At 66.6% G+C, this 17,526-nt stretch carries 16 protein-coding genes; 11 read left to right on the top strand and 5 right to left on the bottom strand.

Features of this window, described 5'->3' with window-relative positions; translation table 11 throughout:
* Positions 1-182: 182 nt before the first annotated feature.
* The 5 genes from AC20117_RS13925 (at position 183) to AC20117_RS13905 (ending at position 5,536) form a co-directional block, all read left to right on the top strand.
* Positions 183-794, top strand: coding sequence for a DUF4245 domain-containing protein (locus tag AC20117_RS13925; protein WP_083339537.1), 612 nt, complete (start codon positions 183-185; stop codon positions 792-794).
* A gap of 60 nt (positions 795-854) precedes the next feature.
* Positions 855-1,469, top strand: a complete 615-nt coding sequence (locus tag AC20117_RS13920; protein ID WP_074699221.1) for a carbonic anhydrase — start codon at positions 855-857, stop codon at positions 1,467-1,469.
* A gap of 22 nt (positions 1,470-1,491) precedes the next feature.
* Positions 1,492-2,922 carry a class II fumarate hydratase gene (locus AC20117_RS13915; RefSeq protein ID WP_074699222.1) on the top strand — a complete coding sequence of 477 codons (1,431 nt, stop codon included), beginning with the start codon at positions 1,492-1,494 and terminating at the stop codon, positions 2,920-2,922.
* A 173-nt stretch (positions 2,923-3,095) separates the two neighbouring features.
* Complete coding sequence (locus tag AC20117_RS13910) at positions 3,096-3,749, top strand: TetR/AcrR family transcriptional regulator (RefSeq protein ID WP_074699223.1); 654 nt, start codon at positions 3,096-3,098, stop codon at positions 3,747-3,749.
* 59 nt (positions 3,750-3,808) lie between these two features.
* Positions 3,809-5,536, top strand: coding sequence for an MDR family MFS transporter (locus tag AC20117_RS13905; protein ID WP_074699224.1), 1,728 nt, complete (start codon positions 3,809-3,811; stop codon positions 5,534-5,536).
* 151 nt (positions 5,537-5,687) lie between these two features.
* Here AC20117_RS13905 and AC20117_RS13900 read toward each other — a convergent pair whose 3' ends face one another.
* Both AC20117_RS13900 and AC20117_RS13895 read right to left on the bottom strand, forming a co-directional pair.
* Entirely contained in the window at positions 5,688-6,158 is a 471-nt protein-coding gene (locus AC20117_RS13900; RefSeq protein WP_074699225.1) for an NUDIX hydrolase, read from the bottom strand.
* A 10-nt stretch (positions 6,159-6,168) separates the two neighbouring features.
* Positions 6,169-6,681: a prepilin peptidase gene (locus AC20117_RS13895; RefSeq protein ID WP_074699226.1), complete on the bottom strand. Its 513-nt coding sequence runs from the start codon at positions 6,679-6,681 to the stop codon at positions 6,169-6,171.
* Positions 6,682-6,741: 60 nt separating this feature from the next.
* On the opposite strand from AC20117_RS13895, the gene AC20117_RS13890 reads away from it, so the two are divergent.
* The 5 genes from AC20117_RS13890 to AC20117_RS13870 all read left to right on the top strand — a co-directional run bounded on the left by AC20117_RS13890 (position 6,742) and on the right by AC20117_RS13870 (position 12,022).
* Positions 6,742-7,599 (top strand): hypothetical protein, encoded by an 858-nt coding sequence (locus tag AC20117_RS13890; RefSeq protein ID WP_074699227.1) that lies wholly within the window; start codon positions 6,742-6,744, stop codon positions 7,597-7,599.
* Positions 7,600-7,975: 376 nt separating this feature from the next.
* Positions 7,976-8,917: an AfsR/SARP family transcriptional regulator gene (locus AC20117_RS13885; RefSeq protein WP_236777309.1), complete on the top strand. Its 942-nt coding sequence runs from the start codon at positions 7,976-7,978 to the stop codon at positions 8,915-8,917.
* 190 nt (positions 8,918-9,107) lie between these two features.
* On the top strand, positions 9,108-9,773 hold the full coding sequence (locus AC20117_RS13880; RefSeq protein ID WP_074699228.1) for a response regulator transcription factor: 666 nt from the start codon (positions 9,108-9,110) through the stop codon (positions 9,771-9,773).
* Complete coding sequence (locus tag AC20117_RS13875) at positions 9,766-11,343, top strand: sensor histidine kinase (RefSeq protein ID WP_083339539.1); 1,578 nt, start codon at positions 9,766-9,768, stop codon at positions 11,341-11,343. Before AC20117_RS13880 ends, AC20117_RS13875 begins: the two co-directional genes overlap by 8 nt.
* 22 nt (positions 11,344-11,365) lie before the next feature.
* The gene (locus AC20117_RS13870; protein WP_074699230.1) at positions 11,366-12,022 is read left to right on the top strand and encodes a GNAT family N-acetyltransferase; all 657 of its coding nucleotides are present in this window, start codon (positions 11,366-11,368) and stop codon (positions 12,020-12,022) included.
* A gap of 23 nt (positions 12,023-12,045) precedes the next feature.
* On the opposite strand, the gene AC20117_RS13865 is transcribed toward AC20117_RS13870, so the two are convergent.
* Both AC20117_RS13865 and AC20117_RS13860 read right to left on the bottom strand, forming a co-directional pair.
* Positions 12,046-13,452 (bottom strand): RNA 5'-3' helicase PhoH2, encoded by a 1,407-nt coding sequence (locus tag AC20117_RS13865; protein WP_236777308.1) that lies wholly within the window; start codon positions 13,450-13,452, stop codon positions 12,046-12,048.
* Positions 13,453-13,720: 268 nt separating this feature from the next.
* Complete coding sequence (locus AC20117_RS13860; protein ID WP_074699231.1) at positions 13,721-14,482, bottom strand: isoprenyl transferase; 762 nt, start codon at positions 14,480-14,482, stop codon at positions 13,721-13,723.
* A 160-nt stretch (positions 14,483-14,642) separates the two neighbouring features.
* On the opposite strand from AC20117_RS13860, the gene trhA reads away from it, so the two are divergent.
* On the top strand, positions 14,643-15,386 hold the full coding sequence (trhA, locus tag AC20117_RS13855; RefSeq protein ID WP_083339540.1) for a PAQR family membrane homeostasis protein TrhA: 744 nt from the start codon (positions 14,643-14,645) through the stop codon (positions 15,384-15,386).
* Here the strand turns inward: trhA and AC20117_RS13850 are convergent.
* Positions 15,383-17,524 carry a thioredoxin domain-containing protein gene (locus AC20117_RS13850; RefSeq protein WP_074699232.1) on the bottom strand — a complete coding sequence of 714 codons (2,142 nt, stop codon included), beginning with the start codon at positions 17,522-17,524 and terminating at the stop codon, positions 15,383-15,385. The two genes, trhA and AC20117_RS13850, sit on opposite strands and share 4 nt — an antisense overlap.
* Positions 17,525-17,526 lie beyond the last annotated feature (2 nt).

The following is a 17,526-nucleotide window of genomic DNA, read 5'->3' as shown; positions in this document are numbered from 1 at the left end:
TCGAGTGGCTTGGGCGCAGTTCCGATCGGGACTGCATCGGTTTTCCTGTACTTCCGATCATAGTCGCCGGGGCGCCTGCCGAGTCTGTGATGACAGGCACGTCCGACTTATCCACCACACCCAAACCCATTCAAAGCACGACGGCGGTGCAAGGGTGCCGTAGTTTAAGAGACGATAGAGGGGTGAGTGAAGTGCGCCCCGAAGATTCAGACCAGCCTGCCGCAACCCCGGTTCTGACGGCAAAACAGGCCAAACGTGCCAATGCCACGGTGACCGGCATGTTGATTGCCCTGGGCCTGACCATCGCGATCTTCCTGCCGGTCTTCTTCCTGAACCCCGCCAGCAAGTCCGAGGTTTACGAACGTAACATTGACGTTCCCGGCACGGCATCGCAGGCCGCGGCCACCGCCGGCTACGAGCCGCTGACCGTCGAACTGCCGGAACCGTGGCGTGCCAACTATGCCCGCTGGAACACCGGCGGCACCGGAGCGGTCCCCTCCTGGGAAGTCGGCTACCTCACTCCGAAGGGCCAGCACATCGCCCTGACTCAGACGGATAAGGCCAATCCCACCTGGATCGCGCAGACTACTGACAACGCGCCCATCACCAGCGACCGCCAGGCCGGCGGCGAAAGCTGGGAGCTGCGCGACAGGGGCGAAGACCGCAAGCATTTGGTGCTGGAGCAGGACGGTTTCACCGTGATCCTCAGCGGCGGCGCGGACCTGGACGAGTTCGACACCCTCGGCACTGCCGTCGTGGAGGAGCTGGCCCAGGGCGAGCCGGCCGAAAAGTAACCGGCGTAACGCACCGCAACGGAAACGGCCCAGTCGGCTCGCGTCAGTAAAGTAAGCAGGGTGACTACAGACCTCACCCCCGCATTGGCGTGGCAAAAGCTCCGCGAAGGCAACGAACGCTTCGTCGCCGGCTCCTCGAACCACCCGAACCAGGACGCCTCCCGCCGCAGTTCGCTGGTCAACCAGCAGCATCCCTTCGCCGTAATATTCGGTTGCTCGGATTCCCGGCTGGCCGCCGAAATCATCTTCGACCTTGGCCTCGGCGACGCGTTCGTGGTCCGCACGGCAGGCCAGGTCATCGACGACGCGGTCCTCGGTTCGCTGGAGTACAGCGTCAGCCTGCTGGATGTCCCGCTGATCGTGGTGCTCGGCCACGACAGCTGCGGCGCGGTGACCGCCGCCAAACAGACCGTGGACACCGGCGAAATGCCCAAGGGATTCCTGCGCGACCTGGTCGAACGCATCACGCCCTCCGTCCTCGCCGCCCGGCGGAACGGCTTCGAGGACGTCAACGACATGGTGGTCGAGCACGTGCAGCAGGTGGCGGAGCGGCTGGTGGACAGTTCGCGCGTCATCTCCGAGTCCGTCGACAAGGGCGAAGTTGCCGTCATCGGCGTCACCTACCGGCTCGCCGAGGGCCGGGCCGAGCTTGTCTCAGGATTTGGTGCGCTCTAACGCCGTGGGAGAAACTGAGGGCATGACTTCCACTACTGCCGACTCCGTTGAGTACCGCATTGAACACGACACCATGGGCGAGGTCCGCGTCCCGGTAAACGCTCTCTACCGCGCGCAGACCCAGCGCGCCGTCGAGAACTTCCCGATCTCCGGCAAGACGCTGGAGCGCGCGCACATCGAGGCGCTGGCACGAATCAAGAAGGCCGCCGCCACCGCCAACGCCGAACTGGGCGTGCTCGACGGCGAGCTGGCCAAGGCGATCGAAGCCGCTGCCGACGAGGTCGCCTCCGGCAAGTACGACGGCGACTTCCCCATCGATGTGTTCCAGACCGGTTCCGGCACGTCCTCGAACATGAACACCAACGAGGTCCTGGCCGAGCTGGCTTCGCGCTCGCTCAAGGAGTCCGGCAGCGACAAGGTGGTCCACCCCAACGACCACGTCAACGCCTCGCAGTCCTCCAACGACGTGTTCCCCACCTCGGTCCACGTTGCCGCCACGTCCGCCCTGATCAATGACCTGATCCCGGCGCTGGACTACCTGGCCGCCTCGCTGGAGCGCAAGGCCGTGGAGTTCAAGGACGTTGTGAAGTCCGGCCGCACCCACTTGATGGACGCCACCCCGGTCACCCTGGGCCAGGAGTTCGGTGGCTACGCCGCGCAGGTCCGCTACGGCATCGAGCGCATCAACGCCTCGCTCCCCCGCGTGGCCGAGGTCCCCTTGGGCGGCACCGCCGTCGGCACCGGCATCAACACCCCCGCCGGTTTCTCCGCCCGCGTAATCGAGCTGCTCGCAGCCGACACCGGCCTGCCGCTGATCGAGGCCCGCGACCACTTCGAGGCCCAGGCCAACCGCGACGGTTTGGTGGAAGCCTCCGGCCAGCTGCGCAACATCGCCTACTCGTTCATGAAGATCAACAACGATCTGCGCTGGATGGGCTCCGGCCCCAACACCGGCCTCGGCGAAATCGCCATCCCGGATCTGCAGCCCGGCTCCTCGATCATGCCCGGCAAAGTCAACCCGGTCATCTGCGAGGCCGCCATCATGGTCTCCGCCCAGGTCATCGGCAATGACACCACCATCGCCCTGTCCTCCACCAACGGCGCCTTCGAGCTGAACGTGGGCATCCCGGTCATGGCTGCGAACCTGCTTGAGTCCATCCGACTGCTGACCAACACCAGCCGCGTCATGGCGGACAAGATGATCGACGGCCTGACCGCCAACGTGGAACGCGCCCGCTTCCTGGCCGAGGCTTCGCCGTCCATCGTGACCCCGCTGAACAAGTACATCGGCTACGAGAACGCCGCCAAGATCGCCAAGCACGCGGTCAAGGAAGGCCTGACCGTCCGCGAGTCCGTCGTCGCCCTTGGCTTCCTCGAGCGCGGCGAACTGACCGAAGAGCAGCTGGACAAGGCCCTGGACGTCCTGTCCATGACCACCCCGCCGCAGAAGTAAGCGCAAGCAAGCTCAAGCAAGCCCGAATAAGTACGACAGGTAGCGCTACCCGCGCGAACCTGAAAGCGCCCCTGGTCCACACCGGACCGGGGGCGCTTTGCTGTGCCGCCTGCGACTCCTGTGGCGCAGCCCACTAAATTGCACTATTGCTGTAAAAGTGCAAAAATTCAACGGTGGCAGAGAGTACGAAGGACGACGGCGGCGGGAGACGCGAGCGCAAACGCGCTGCAACGCGCATGGCCATCACCGACGCCGCCCGCTCCCTGACCGCCGCGCACGGCGTCAACGGGTTTACCGTCGAGCAGCTCTGCGAAGAAGTCGGCATCTCGCGCCGCACGTTCTTCAACTACTTCCCCGGCAAAGAGGACGCCATCCTCGGTGATCCGATGGACCACATCCCGGCAGCGCTGGCGCAGGTGTTCGTCGAAGGCGGAGCCGGTTTTCCCGCCGATGAAATCTCGCCGACCCTGCTGCCCGATTTCATCGAGCTCGCCTGCGCCATGATGGACCGCCTGGCGATGAGCCGGGAGGACGTAGTCCGGCTCCGGGAGGCCATCACGGCCGAACCCAAGCTCCTGGACAAGGCCGTGCACGGATCCAACAAGGCCGAGGCAGCCTTCGCCCAGCTGCTGGCGGCGCGTGAACGCTTGCTGCCCCAGGACCTGCGGATCCGGCTCGCCGTAGGCGTCCTGACCGCCATCTCCAAGCAGGCCGGCGAAGAGTTTTTCGCCCCGTGGAACACCCGCGGCTACCGCGAGGTCCTGACCGAAGCGGTGGACGCCGTCCGCACGATCATCCACCCGGCAGCACACACGACAACCACCTGACCGCCCAGTCGCCGCAGACAACCCTGAGTCTGCAGCCACTATCCTCACCAAGGAACCTCATGACCGCTACCGCTGCACGGACCGAGGGCCCGCTGCTGCTGACCCAGAAACGCATCTGGATCATCTTCTCCGCGCTGATCGCCGGCATGATGCTGGCCAGTCTGGACCAGACCATCGTCTCGACGGCGATGCCCACTATCGTCGGCCAGCTTGGCGGCGTGGAGCACCAGACCTGGATCACCACGGCGTACCTGCTGGCCACCACGATCGTGATGCCGATCTACGGCAAGTTCGGCGACGTTATGGGCCGGCGCAACCTGTTCCTCTTTGCCATTGCGCTGTTCACGCTGGCCTCGGTCGGCTGCGCGTTCGCCCCGGACTTCTGGACCTTCGTGGTCTTCCGCGCCATGCAGGGCCTGGGCGGCGGCGGCCTGATGATCCTCTCGCAGGCCATCATCGCCGACATCGTCCCGGCCAATGAGCGCGGCAAGTACATGGGCCCGCTCGGCGGCATCTTCGGTCTCTCCGCCGTTGCCGGTCCTTTGCTCGGCGGCTACTTCGTGGACCATCTGACCTGGCAGTGGGCCTTCTACATCAACATTCCCATCGGCATTATTGCCTTCCTGATCGCGTACTTCGCGCTGACGTTGCCGAACAAGAAGTCCGACAAGCGGATCGATATCGCCGGCGTCGTACTCTTGTCCGCAGCCACCGCCTGCATGATCTTCTTCACCGACTTCGGCGGACGCAACGACTACGGCTGGGGCGCCCCGCTGACCTGGCTCTTCGGTGCCGGGATGCTGCTTGCCGCCGTCGCGTTTGTCCTCGTGGAGCGCAAGGCGGAGGACCCGATCATTCCGCTGAGCCTGTTCAAGAACCCGATCTTCATCAACAGCACGGCCATCGGCTTCACTCTGGGCGTGGCCATGTTCGCCGCGCTGGCGTTCGTCCCGACGTTCCTGCAGATGTCCTCCGGCACTTCTGCCGCGGTCTCCGGCCTGCTGATGCTGCCGATGATGGTCGGCATGATGGGCACGTCCATCTGGTCCGGCCTGGCGATCACCAAGTCCGGCAAGTACAAGGCGTACCCGATCGCCGGCAGCGCGGTGGTGATCGCCGCGATGCTGTGGATGACCACGCTCGAGGCAGCTACCCCGATCTGGGTCATCTGCGCCCAGCTGTTCCTCTTCGGCGCCGGGCTCGGCCTGATCATGCAGGTGGTGGTCCTCGTGGTCCAGAACTCGGTGCCCGTGGACCAGATCGGCACCGCGACCAGCTCCAACAACTACTTCCGCGAGGTCGGAGCGGCCTTGGGCGTGGCGATCTTCGGCGCGATGTTCACCTCCCGCCTGTCGGAGTCCTTGACCGACGTGTTCACGGGCTCGGGGGCCTCGCCCGAAGCCGCAGCGAACGCCACCGCCACGCTGGAGCCGGCGGCAATGAGCCAACTGCCCCAGCAGGTCCAGGACGGCATTGTCACCGCCTACGCCGAGTCCCTGGCGCCGGTCTTCTGGTACCTCGTGCCCTTCCTGGTCATCGCACTGGTGCTGGCCATCACCATGAAGCAGATCCCGCTCTCCGACGTGGCCGGCATGGTCGCCCGCGGCGAGGCGATCGGCGGCGAGGAAGCTGTGCGGCTGGAGGCCGAGCGGGAAGCAGCCCAGGCCGCGGGGCGCCAGGTTCCCGTCGCTTCCAAGGATCCGAACGACGACGGCGGGGATCTCGTCGACGCGGGCCAGCCCGCCAACGCGGGTTCATCCCGGGACAGCAGCGGGTCTAGCCGGTAACACGGGCTTCGCTGGCCGCGTCAGGCCAGGCCAGGTCAGCGCGCTACGGCCCAAGCACCATCGAGAAGGATGGACATCCGTGAGGATGTCCATCCTTCTCCGTTCTGTCTCGCTGGCCAGGCCGCCGGAAGGCCAGCATCCGTCCACCGCGTCAGCGCACGAACTCCGGCACGCCGTTAGCCCGCAGGGCAGCGCTCAACCGCGCACGGTGGTAGTCGGGCAGCTCCGGCAGGTCACCCAAGGCGAACCAGCCCACCGCGGAGGACTCGTCGTCGTTCACCCGGGCCTCGCCCGAAATATACCGGCAGCGGAAATTCAGCGTCAGGAACTGCGCCTGGTCGCCGTTGACGAACTCCATCGGGCCGCCGGCGAACACCTCGGCCAGATGCTCCACTTCCGCCACCACGCCGGTTTCCTCGAACACTTCCCGGACGATCCCGACGGCGGGCTGCTCCCCCGGTTCCAGGATTCCGGTGATCAGGGTCCAGATGCCGTTATCCGCACGCCGCCCCAGCAACACCCGGTCCCGGTCGTCGAGTACCACTGCGGTGGCGCCGGGCAGCCACAACAGGTCCTGGCCGATTTTTTCGCGCAGCTGAAGAATGAAATCCGGTGTAGGCATGGTTCCCAGCCTATAAGCCGAACGGGACCGCCACCGCCGCGAGGGCACCGAGGATCATGAACGGGCCGAACGGGATGTTGGACTTCAGGGTCCCGCGCCGGACCAGCAGCAGGGCCACGCCGTACAAGCTGCCCAGCAGGAAGGCGGCGAAGGTCCCGCCCAGCAGGTGCCCCCAGCCGAAGTAGCCCAGGTACAGCCCCAGCACCCCGGCCAACTTGACGTCGCCGAACCCCATCCCGGCGGGGTACACGAAACGAACCGCGAAGTAGAAGATCCACAGCACCGCTCCCCCGGCGAGCAGCCGCACCAGCCTGTCCGGCTCGCCCGCGACGAGCGCCGTCGTCGTTAGTAGTACCCCCGCCACCGCGTAGGCCGGGAAGACGATGCGGTTGGGCAGCCGGTGCGTGCGCAGATCGATCCAGCTCAGCAGGGCGCCGGTAGCCACCAAATAGACCGCGGCAACCAGCAGCGCGGCGAAGGCCAACGGGTGGACGCTCCACAGCCGGGCCAGTTCCTGGATCATAGCTCCCAACGTACTTCACGGCCCGGCCCGCAGTGCAGTGTGAAGTCTTACACTGTGGATATGGACGCCGGGGAGATTCTGAACCACGTTGACGATGTCTCGGCCGAGGGCGCTGAGCTTTTCCGCTGCCTGTGCCGGTCCTCGCCCTGGAAATGGGAAACGCTGCGCTTCGAAGTCTTCGCGCATGACCCCGCGGTACATGCCGACGACGGCGCCGATACCCCCGACACCGACACCGCATCCAGTGCCTCCACTGCCTCCACTGCCGACGACGGCACCGGCACCGGGCTCCGTGCCTGGACCCGCCGTCCCGCAGCCCTCCGGGTCGAGACGACGGACGGCCGGCTGCTCTTCAGCACCACCGGCATCAACGACTCCAAGGGCGGCTTCTACGTCAGCGCCACCCGTAAGTCCTGGCTGCTGCCGCCGCATCTGGTGACGCCGGTGTACAACGACATCAACCTCGTCCGCCGGCGACCGGAGGCCGCCTACGGCGAACCGGTTTTCGGCAACGGGCGCTGGTCCGCGATGCTTGATCCGGTGGAGCTGGCGGGCAATGCGCCCGTATCGTTCGAAGTCCCCTACGCCAACGTGGTGGAAATACTCTCGCTCGCGGAAGTCAACTACAACGGCCGCAAGGCGCTCGAAGCTGTCGTCTCGCCGAACCGGACCTACAAGCCCTTTGACCCGGCACACCCGCTGATCGGACCCGGCCGTTCCCTGGTCCGGATCGACTGGCAGACCGGTGTCTGCGTCTCCGCGGCGGCACTGGACGGGCCGGATGCCGGCAGCGGCCACACGCTGCGCATCCTCGGCGTCGACGAATACATGCTCGATGACCTCTTCGTCGAGGTCAGCATGAACCTGACGGATGTGCGGGAACACATCCCCTGGCCGTTGCAGCCGCACACCGCGTGACCGCAGCCTGGCGGTCGCCGCCAGACATGTGGCGGGTCTCCTGACCCACAGGCAGGCCCGGACCCCGGCTGTTGGGGGCGGGCAACCGGGGTCCGGGGTCTTACCGGATGGCGCACTCAGGCGCCGCACCCTTAGCCGGCACCGGGCCATCCGTGGGCCGTTTGCAGGTTCAAGGTGTAGAAACACTCTCGCTGGACGGGCTTGGGAAAAACCTCGAACGGGAATGTGATGTACACCACCCCCAAAATTGGGGTAACCGACTAACCCCAATCGGGGCTGTTGCAGAATAGGGACGCACTGGAGGATGGAACCAGCATTCGTTGGGGGTGCTACCTACGAGGGGGACATCGTGGAGCAAATGTTAGCCGGGCATTGCATGCCCATTTCTGTTCGGATCATCGGTAATCTTCAGGTCCGCCGCGGCGACACCGTTTTGACGGCAGCCACGCTGGGCGGCCCGAAACCCAGGCAGATCTTCGAAATTCTGCTGTTGAAACTGGGTACTCCGGTTTCCAAGGACCGACTCGTTGAGCTGCTGTGGGGCGGCCGGCCTCCGGGCGAGGCCCTGGCCACCTTGGAAAGCTACGTCAGCGTCCTGCGGCGCAACCTGCAGCCGGGCTGCGCCAAGACCGGCCCGCTGCGTACCGCCAACGGCGGCTACCTGCTGGAACCGTCCCTGGTGGATCTCGACCTGGCGCGTTTCAACGACCTGGTGGACCTCGCCGAGCATAGCAAGCCACAGCAGGCCTACGCCGCACTGACCCAGGCGCTGAACTTCGGCTCCGGAACGTTGCTCAGCGACGAGCTCACACCGGAATGGGCCGAAGAAGCACGCGACCACCACACGGCCGCAGTGACGGCCACCCAGATCCGGGCGGCCGAAATCGCCGCCGGCCTGGGACAGGCGCACGAAGCTGTCCAGTGGTCCGAGCAAGCGGTGGCAACGGAGCCGCTGAACGAACGGGCCTGGTCCGCATTGGTCACCAGTTTGGAAAGCGCCGGCCGCTATGCCGAAGGCCTGCAGGCCTACGACAAGTGCCGGCGACTGCTGGACCGTGATCTCGGCTGCGCCCCGGGCCCCGCCCTGCGGGAAGCGCACGTGCGGCTGTTGCAGAAAACCGCAGAGACCGACGGCGAACTGTCCGAGGTCCTGGAGGCCCTGCTGTACCTGAACGAGCGGATGCGTGCCCAGTCGTTGCGCGAGAGCGCGATGGCGGCGGCGCACTCGCGGTCGCGCGGCTTCAGGACCGGCAGCAACCACGAATCGGCCAGCAGGGTCATCAGTTCGTTCCTGAACAAAGCACTCGCCGCTAGCTGAGCATGAGGTAGCACCGCTGAGGGTGCGAGCGCGGCAACAGGCAGGCTGCGCCGTCGTCAAAGTCTGTAACAGACCCCTGGCGACGGCGCGGAACCACGGTGCTGCCGCAAAGAAGCTATGTACAAGCACACGCTGATAGAGCATACTCACTCTATGACCGTGTCGGGGGGCTTGGGTTGGGGACACTGCTATGACCGAAGAAAATGCACGGGATGTAGCCCGTGTTGTGGTCGTTGATGACCACACAACATTTGCGGAATTGTTGTCGGATGCGTTGGACCGGCAGGATGATCTGGAGAACGCGGGCATCGCGGGCAGCGCCAAGGACGGCGTAGAACTGTGCCGCTCGCTGGAACCGGACGTGGTGGTGATGGATTACCACCTGCCGGATGGCAACGGGCTCGACGCTGCGGAGCAAATACTGGCGCACAATCCGCTGACGCGCGTCATCGTGCTCACTGGAGATCCGTCGCCGGAAATCCTTGGCCGTGCGGCCATCACCGGAATCTGCGGCTTCTTGCCGAAGGACGGCTCGCTGGCCACCTTGCTGGATACCCTGCGGCATGCCCGCACGGGTTCCCTGGTGATCCATCCGTCCCTGCTGGCGATCGCCAGCAGGGCCTCGGCTTCGCAGCCCGCGGACACGCCGTCGTTGACCGAGCGGGAGCGTCAGGTACTGGGGCTGATGGCGGCCGGACACGACGTCCGGGCCAACGCGAAACATCTGGGCATCACGGAAAACACCTGCCGCGGCTATGTGAAATCCATCCTGGCAAAGCTGGACGCACACACGCAGCTTGAAGCGGTGGCGGTAGCCGGTCGCCTGGGGCTCCTGACGGCGGACAGGGATGGCTAGCCCGGCCCGCGGGGTACGTGACGGAGCCTCCGCGGACGAGGTCAGTGCTGAAGCCGGGTCCTCGGCGGAGTCCGCTTCGCCAGTGTCCTCTTCGGCAGCGCCGTCGTCACCGGAGCCCGCTGCAGCAGAGCCCGCCTCCGTCACCCCTGTTTCGGCCAACCAGTTTTCCCCCGAGGGCCCTGCCGCCGACCCTGATTCGGGCCGCCGGACGAAAAAGAAGTGGTGGCCGCTGGCGGCGGCACCGTCGGGTGCCACCGGTGCCAGCAATCCGAATGCGCCGCACCTGGTTCCGGAAAACTCCGAGATGCGGCGGGCAATCTGGAGGTTCCTCATCGGCAGCCTGGCGACGCTGCTGATTGTAGTTGTTCCCGTGGTCATCGGCGCCAGCGCCATCTCCCGTCAGCAGGCCATCGACCACGCGATCGAAAGGACCCAAAGCACGGCTGATTTTGCCGTGGCCCCGTTCATCGATGAACGGCTGCTGGCCGGCGAGCCCGGTGCGCTGGACCGGATGGACCGGCTGCTTCAGCCGCGGTTTGAACGCCACCGCATCCTGCGGATCAAGGTGTGGAGTGCCGATGGGGTCATCATCTACTCGGACGAGCGCTCGCTAATCGGCCAGCAGTTCGACCTGCAGCCCTGGCAGCAGGAGCTGCTCGCCGGGGACCACCCCGGCATCGCCCACTTCGAGCCCCAGACGGGTTTTGAAAACACCTTCGAGAGCGGTCAGGGCGAGATGCTGGAAGTCTATGTCGCCACCGGGACCACCGGCAGCGAACCCGTGCTGTACGAGACGTATTACCAGCCCGACGAAGTGCGCGCCGACGAGCGGGAGATGATGCTGGGCATCCTGCCGCCGGTGCTCGGGGCGCTCGCGGTGCTCCAGCTCGTCCAGCTGGTCCCGGCTCTCCGGATGGCGCGCCGGCTGCAACGGGACAGCGCCACCCGGCGCCAACTGCTCCAGCGCGCCATCGAATCCTCTGAACTTGAGCGCCAGCGGCTGGCCCGGGATCTGCACGATGATGTCATCCAGGATCTGTCCGGCGTGGCCTACGCGCTGGAGTCCTTCGAACTGCAGGACCAGCCGCCGTCCAAGGAGTTTCTTGCCCGGACCCGGACGTTGGTCCAGGACAACATCAGCGCCCTGCGCGGCATCACCACCGAGCTGTACCCGCCGGACCTTGCCGACCTTGGTCTGGCCGGCGCCCTCGAGCGCCTCGGCGATCCGGTCCGCGCCCGCGGGCTTGAGTGGCACCTGCGGGTCGTCGGCGACCCTGCGCCGGACGCGCAGCAGGCGGCCCTGCTGTACCGTGCGGCACGCGAAGCCATCACCAATGCCATCAAACATGCCCGCGCCAGCGTGATCAGCGTTGAACTCAGCCGGAGTGGTGACCGGCTCCAGCTGGCGGTGTACGACGACGGCACAGGCTTCGAACGGTCTTCCGGAGCCCCGGAAGGCCACCTTGGACTGCAGATCCTGCAGGACACCGTGTCCGCCGCCGGCGGCCGCCTGGATCTGCACACCGCGCCCCGGCAGGGCACCGAGGTCCTGGTGAGCCTGCCCGTCTGAGCCGGTGTGGTAGACAAGACCAATGACGCAGCTGACCGATATCTGGCCCGTGCTCGGCTTGACCCTGACCACGCCTCGGCTGCAGCTGCGTCCGGTTGCCGATGACCACATCCCGGCGATGGTCGATGCGGTGCTGAGCGGGATCCATGATCCGGATGTCTCGCCTTTCTCCTTCCCCTGGACGGATGCGCCGCGCGAGGAACTCCCGCGCAATACGGCTGCCCATGTCTGGCACCAGCGGGCCAAAACCACGGCCGGCAGCTGGTCGCTGCTATTCGGTGTCTGGCAGGGAAACGATTTCGCCGGCTGCCAGGAACTGCTGGCGACCAGCTTCGCCGAAACCCGGACCGTGAGCACGGGTTCGTGGCTCAAGCAGTCCGCGCAGGGGCAAGGGCTCGGCACAGAGATGCGCACCGCCGTCGTTCTTTATGCCTTTGATTTCCTCGGCGCCGAGGTTGCCGAGTCGGAGGCGTTCGACTTCAACACCGCGTCGCTGGGCGTCTCCCGGTCGCTGGGTTATGAGCCCAACGGCGTCTGGCGGCATTCCTCCGGCCGGGACCACGTGCGCACAATGCAGCGCATGCGCCTGACGCCGGAACTATTCCGCCGCCCCGACTGGAGCCTGGAGACAGCGGGCCACCTCGCGGCGGCCCGCTTCCTCGGGCTCGAAGGCGCCTGACGCGGCGGCCCCAAAGTACTCCCCTAGATTTCCGCCCCTTCCAGCAGTTCCGTTACCAGCGCTGCGATCGGCGAGCGCTCGGACCTGGTCAGCGTGATGTGGCCGAAGAGCGGGTGGCCCTTGAGCGTCTCCACCACCGCGGCAATGCCGTCGTGGCGGCCCACCCGCAGGTTGTCGCGCTGGGCCACGTCGTGGGTGAGGACGATCTTGGAGTTTTGCCCGATCCGGCTCATCACCGTGAGCAGGACGTTCTTCTCCAGCGACTGGGCCTCGTCCACAATCACGTACGAGTCATGCAGCGAACGTCCCCGGATGTGCGTCAGCGGCAGCACCTCCAGCATGCCGCGGTCCATCACTTCCTCCACCACCTCGGTGGAGACCAGGGCACCGAGCGTGTCGAAGACAGCCTGCGCCCACGGGTTCATCTTTTCCGACTCGGAACCGGGTAGGTAGCCCAGCTCCTGGCCGCCCACCGCGTACAGCGGCCGGAATACCACGACCTTGCGGTGCTCGCGGCGCTCCAGCACGGCCTCCAGCCCGGCGCAGAGTGCCAGCGCCGACTTGCCGGTTCCGGCCCGGCCGCCGAGCGAGACGATGCCGACCTCCGGGTCCATCAGCAGGTCGATCGCCAGCCGCTGCTCCGCGGACCGGCCATGCAGTCCGAAGACGTCACGGTCCCCCTTGACCAGCCGGACCTGTTTGTCCGCTCCCACCCGGCCGAGCGCCGAGCCGCGGTTGGAGAGCATGACCAGGCCGGTGTTGGCCGGCATTTCCGCGGCCGCCGGAATGAACACCGGCTCGTGGTTGTAGAGGTTGTTGACGTCGTCTTCGAGCACGTCCAGCTCGGCTACCCCGGTCCAGCCGGAGTCCTTGACCAGCTCGTTGCGGTACTCGTCCGCCTGCAGCCCCATGGCCGAGGCCTTGACGCGCATCGGCAGGTCCTTGGAGACCACCGTGACGTTCTTGCCCTCGTCCGCCAGATTCTTCGCCACCGCCAGGATCCGGCTGTCATTGTCCCCGCCCCGGAAACCCGCCGGCAGCACGTCGGGGGAAATGTGGTTCAGCTCCACGCGCAGCGATCCGCCCTCTTCCCCAAGTGGGATCGCCGTATTGAGCCCGCCGTGTTCAATCCGCAGATCATCCAGCAGCCGCAGCGCCTTGCGGGCGAAGTAGCCCAGCTCGGGATCGTGCCGCTTGCCTTCCAGCTCGGTAATGACCACTACCGGCAGGATGACTTCGTGTTCGGCAAAGCGCATCAGCGCCCGCGGATCGGACAGCAGAACGGAGGTGTCCAGCACAAAGGACTGTGCAGGCTCCGGTGTTCCGCCGGCCGGGTCTGCCGCCGCCTGGGCAGCAACAGAAAGACCGTCCGCCGCAGCAGAAACATCTGTTTCGTTTGCCTGGCGTCCGGTCTCGGCGACTTGACTCATGTTCTCAGTGGTGGCCACTTTAGCTCCCGTCCGGAGCGCTGGCGCTCCGAATGATCTGGGTCAGGGTGAGACGGTCCGGCCACCTGGCCGTTACCGGCCTCCCCCGCTGCTTCGTGAAAAGCGGCATATGGTGGCCTCCCGATCAATCCGCGGTGTTGCTGACTGATAGCTCCAAAACTACGCCCCTGTTATTTACGGCACAACTACTTCGGGCAACCTGGTGGATAACTCAAAGTAAACGGACGACGACGGCGCGCGGCCGGCTTAATTACGCGCCGAAACGGCGCTGCCGGCTCGCGTAATCGCGCAGTGCGCGCAGGAAATCCAGCCGGCGGAAATCGGGCCAGAGCGCCTCGCAGAAGTAGAACTCGCTGTAGGCGCTCTGCCACATCAGGAAGCCCGAGAGCCGCTGTTCGCCGGAGGTACGGATGACCAGATCCGGGTCCGGCAGGCCGCGTGTGTAGAGGTAGCGGGAGATGTCGTCCACGTCGAGCCCGTCCGCCACGGAATTCAGGTCCCGGCCGTCCCGGGCGGCGGTGTAGAGGAGGCCCTTGACCGCGTCCACGATCTCCTGGCGGCCGCCGTAACCGATGGCCACATTCACGTGCACGCCGTCGACGTCCTTGGTCTGTTCCGCCAGCCGGCAGACCTTGTCGCTGAGGTATTCCGGCAGCGTTTCGAGCGCGCCGACCGGGCTCACCCGGACATTCTTCCCCTCGCCGAGCCGGTCAAGGGTATTGGCGATGATCCCCATGAGCTGTTCGAGTTCCTCGCCGGAACGGTTCATGTTGTCGGTGGAGAGCATGTAGAGGGTCACCACTTTGACCCCGAGCTCATCGCACCAGCCCAGGAACTCGAGGATCTTCTCCGCACCGGCCTGATGGCCTTCGCGCGTCGGGGTGCCGGCGAGCTTGGCCCAGCGGCGGTTGCCGTCCACGACGACGCCGATATGGCCCGGGATCCGCTCCTGCGCCAGCGTCCGCTGCAGCTTGCGTTCATAGAGGCGGTACACCACAGCCGGAAGTCTCAACTGTGCACCCGCCCTTTCCTTGTCAGCTACCAACGGAGAAAATACTATCGCTTCCGCTGCCGGCCACGTTCCAGGTTGCCCGCGGCGAGGCTTCCACACAGCGGCAACGCCGCTCCACGTGGCGGCGAGGTGACGCATCCCACTGGAATAGAATGCGCATATGACTCCTCGCGGTACCTTGCCTCCCGACTCCTACGACCGGGACCCGGAACAAAACGACGGCCCCCTCGAGTCTGCCGTCGAAGAAGTCGCCGATGTGCTGAACATCAAGCCCAAGCTGCGCGGCTGGCTGCACGCCGGCGCCACGCCGCTGGCGCTGATCGCAGGCATCATTTTGGTCAGCATGGCGCCCACGTCGGCCGGGAAGCTGACCTCTGCCATCTACGCGGTGACTGGCCTGCTGCTGTTCGGTGTCAGCGCCGTCTACCACCGGGGCAACTGGCAGCCGAAAACCAAGCTCATCCTAAAGCGCCTGGACCACACCAACATCATGCTGGTCATCGCTGGCTCCTACACCCCGCTGGCCTGGGCATTGCTGGAGCGATCCCAAGCCACACTGCTGCTGTGGGTGATCTGGTGCGCGGCCCTCGCCGGCGTCGCCTTCCGGGTGCTGTGGCCGCACGCGCCCCGCTGGCTCTACGTGCCCGTCTACATCGGCCTTGGTCTGGCCGCGCTTTTCTATCTGCCGGACTTCTACTCCGCGGACCCTGCCGCCACCATCCTCATTTGTGTGGGCGGTGCCTTCTATATTGCCGGCGCGGTGTTCTACGGCTTGAAGAAACCGAACCTTTCGGTGGCGTGGTTCGGCTTCCATGAACTGTTCCACGCCTTCACCGTGGTCGGCTTCAGCTGCCACTTCGCCGCCATCATGATGGCTGTCCTGGGCGCCGGCGCCGGCTCCTAGCCGGCAAGTTCGGCGACGAGCTCCTCTGCACTGCCTACAGGCCGGCGGCACACCATGCCCCGGCATACATAGGCGAGGGCGCCCTCGGCGGGCGCCGGACGATCCGCCAGCAACGGCACGCTGGTCCCCGCCGCCTCGCCGATTCCAGCAGCTCCCGCGATTCCGGCAGCTCCCCCGGCCCGGCCGGTTCCGCCAGTACCCCGGGCGACCACCATACCGGGCTGCCCGGTCTTCCGCGCGGCCCGCACCAGTTCCGCGGCCGCATCCGATTCCCCCACCACCGCCAGTTCCACTGGCCCGGCGAGCATGGCCTGGGCCACGGCCATGCCCCAGCCCGCCGCCCGCGGCACTTTGGGAGCAGCTCGTTCCAGGTACCGCAGCAGGTTCTCCGCCAGCGCGCGGTGCTCGATGGATCCGCTGTAAGCGGCGTGAGTCAGCAGCGCTCCGGCGAAAAGATTGGCCCCGCTCGGGGTGGCGCTTTCCAGCGGATCCGCCGCGCCGCGCTCCCCTGCGGCGGCCGAGAGCTGTGCGGGACGGACGGCGGAATCGCTGAGCACCCCGTCGCGCAGGAAAAGCTCCCGGGTACGCAGCACCAGATCCTCGGCAGCCCGGTACCAGCGTTCCGCGCCCGATACGGCATACAGCGCGAAGAAGCCCTCGGTGCAGCCGGCATAGTCTTCCAGCAGCCCCTCGATGCCCTGCGCCGCGCCGTCGTGCGACACCCGGGCCAGCCGTCCGCCGTCGTCAAGGTGTACCCGGAGAAGATAGTCCGCCGCGGCCTCGGCTGCCGCGAGCAGGTCCGGCCGCTCCAGCAACTCGGCCGTTTCGGCCAGCGCGGCGATCGCCAGTCCGTTCCAACCGGCGACGATCTTGTCGTCCCGGGCCGGCTGCGGACGGCGGCTGCGTACCGCCAGCAGCGCGGGCTTGAGCGCGTTCCACCGCTGCCGCTCCGCCGGAGCGAGCCGGCGCCCGGGATGCAGCGGCGACCCCGTTTCGCTGACCGTGCCCCGCGCCCCGACGTTCATGGTTTCCGCCGCCCAGGCCCCGTCCGCGCCGAGGACGTCCTCGAGCTCGGCGATCGACCAGAGGTAGGTGGCGCCCTCGTGGTGCACCCCGTCCACCACCGTGTCCGCGTCCAAGGACGAAGCGAAGCCGCCGCCGGGCATGCCGAGCCGCGCCACCATCCAGTCCGCCGTTTCCGACGCCACCGCGGCGCCCAGCTCCCGGTCCGGCCCCTGCCCGGACTGCATGGCCCACTGCGCGTAGGCCCGCAGCAGCTGGACGTTGTCGTACAGCATTTTCTCGAAGTGCGGCACCGACCACTGCCGGTCCACCGCGTAGCGGGCAAAGCCGCCGTCCAGCTGGTCGTAGAGCGCCGAGCCGGCCATGGTTGCCAGCGTCCGCCCGGCGAGCCCGCCCGCCAGCTCTGCCGTGGAACTGCCGGCGGTCGCGTGCCGGAGCAGGAACTGCACAACCGACGACGGCGGGAATTTAGGCGCATCGCCGAAGCCGCCGAACTGCCGGTCTTCCTGCTGCGCCAGCAGCCGGACCCCCTGCTCGAGGTGCGCCGGCAGTTGTCCTAGCCACCCGCCGTCGGGCACCTGGACCAGGTCCCCCAGCAGCTGCCGGTTGCCGTCTTCGGCCCGTCCCAGCGCCTCCGCCAGCGCGGCGGCGCTTTCCTCGACACCGCTGCGCCGCTCTGCCCACGCCTCCGAGACCGCGGCGAGGACCTGCCGGAAGGAGGGCATGCCGGACACCGGCCGCGGCGGATAGTAGGTACCCGCGTAGAACGCGCGGCCATCCGGCAGGGCGAAAACGCTCATCGGCCAGCCGCCCTGGCCGGTCATCGCCTGCGTCGCCGCCATGTAGACCGCGTCCACGTCGGGCCGCTCTTCCCGGTCCACCTTGATGCTGACGAAGTGTTCGTTCAGCTCGTCCGCGGTGGCCTGGTCCTCGAAGGATTCGTGCGCCATGACGTGGCACCAGTGGCAGGCGGCGTAGCCGATGGATATGAAAACAGGCACGTCGCGCAGACGTGCCTGTTCAAAAGCCTGGTCGCCGAACGGCCACCAGTCCACCGGGTTGCCGGCATGCTGGCGCAGGTAGGCCGAGGCCTCGCTGCGCAGTCTGCCGGCCATGG

This window comes from Arthrobacter crystallopoietes, from assembly GCF_002849715.1.
Classification (GTDB): Bacteria; Actinomycetota; Actinomycetes; order Actinomycetales; family Micrococcaceae; genus Crystallibacter; species Crystallibacter crystallopoietes.
This window is presented reverse-complemented; position numbering and strand designations above follow the sequence as displayed.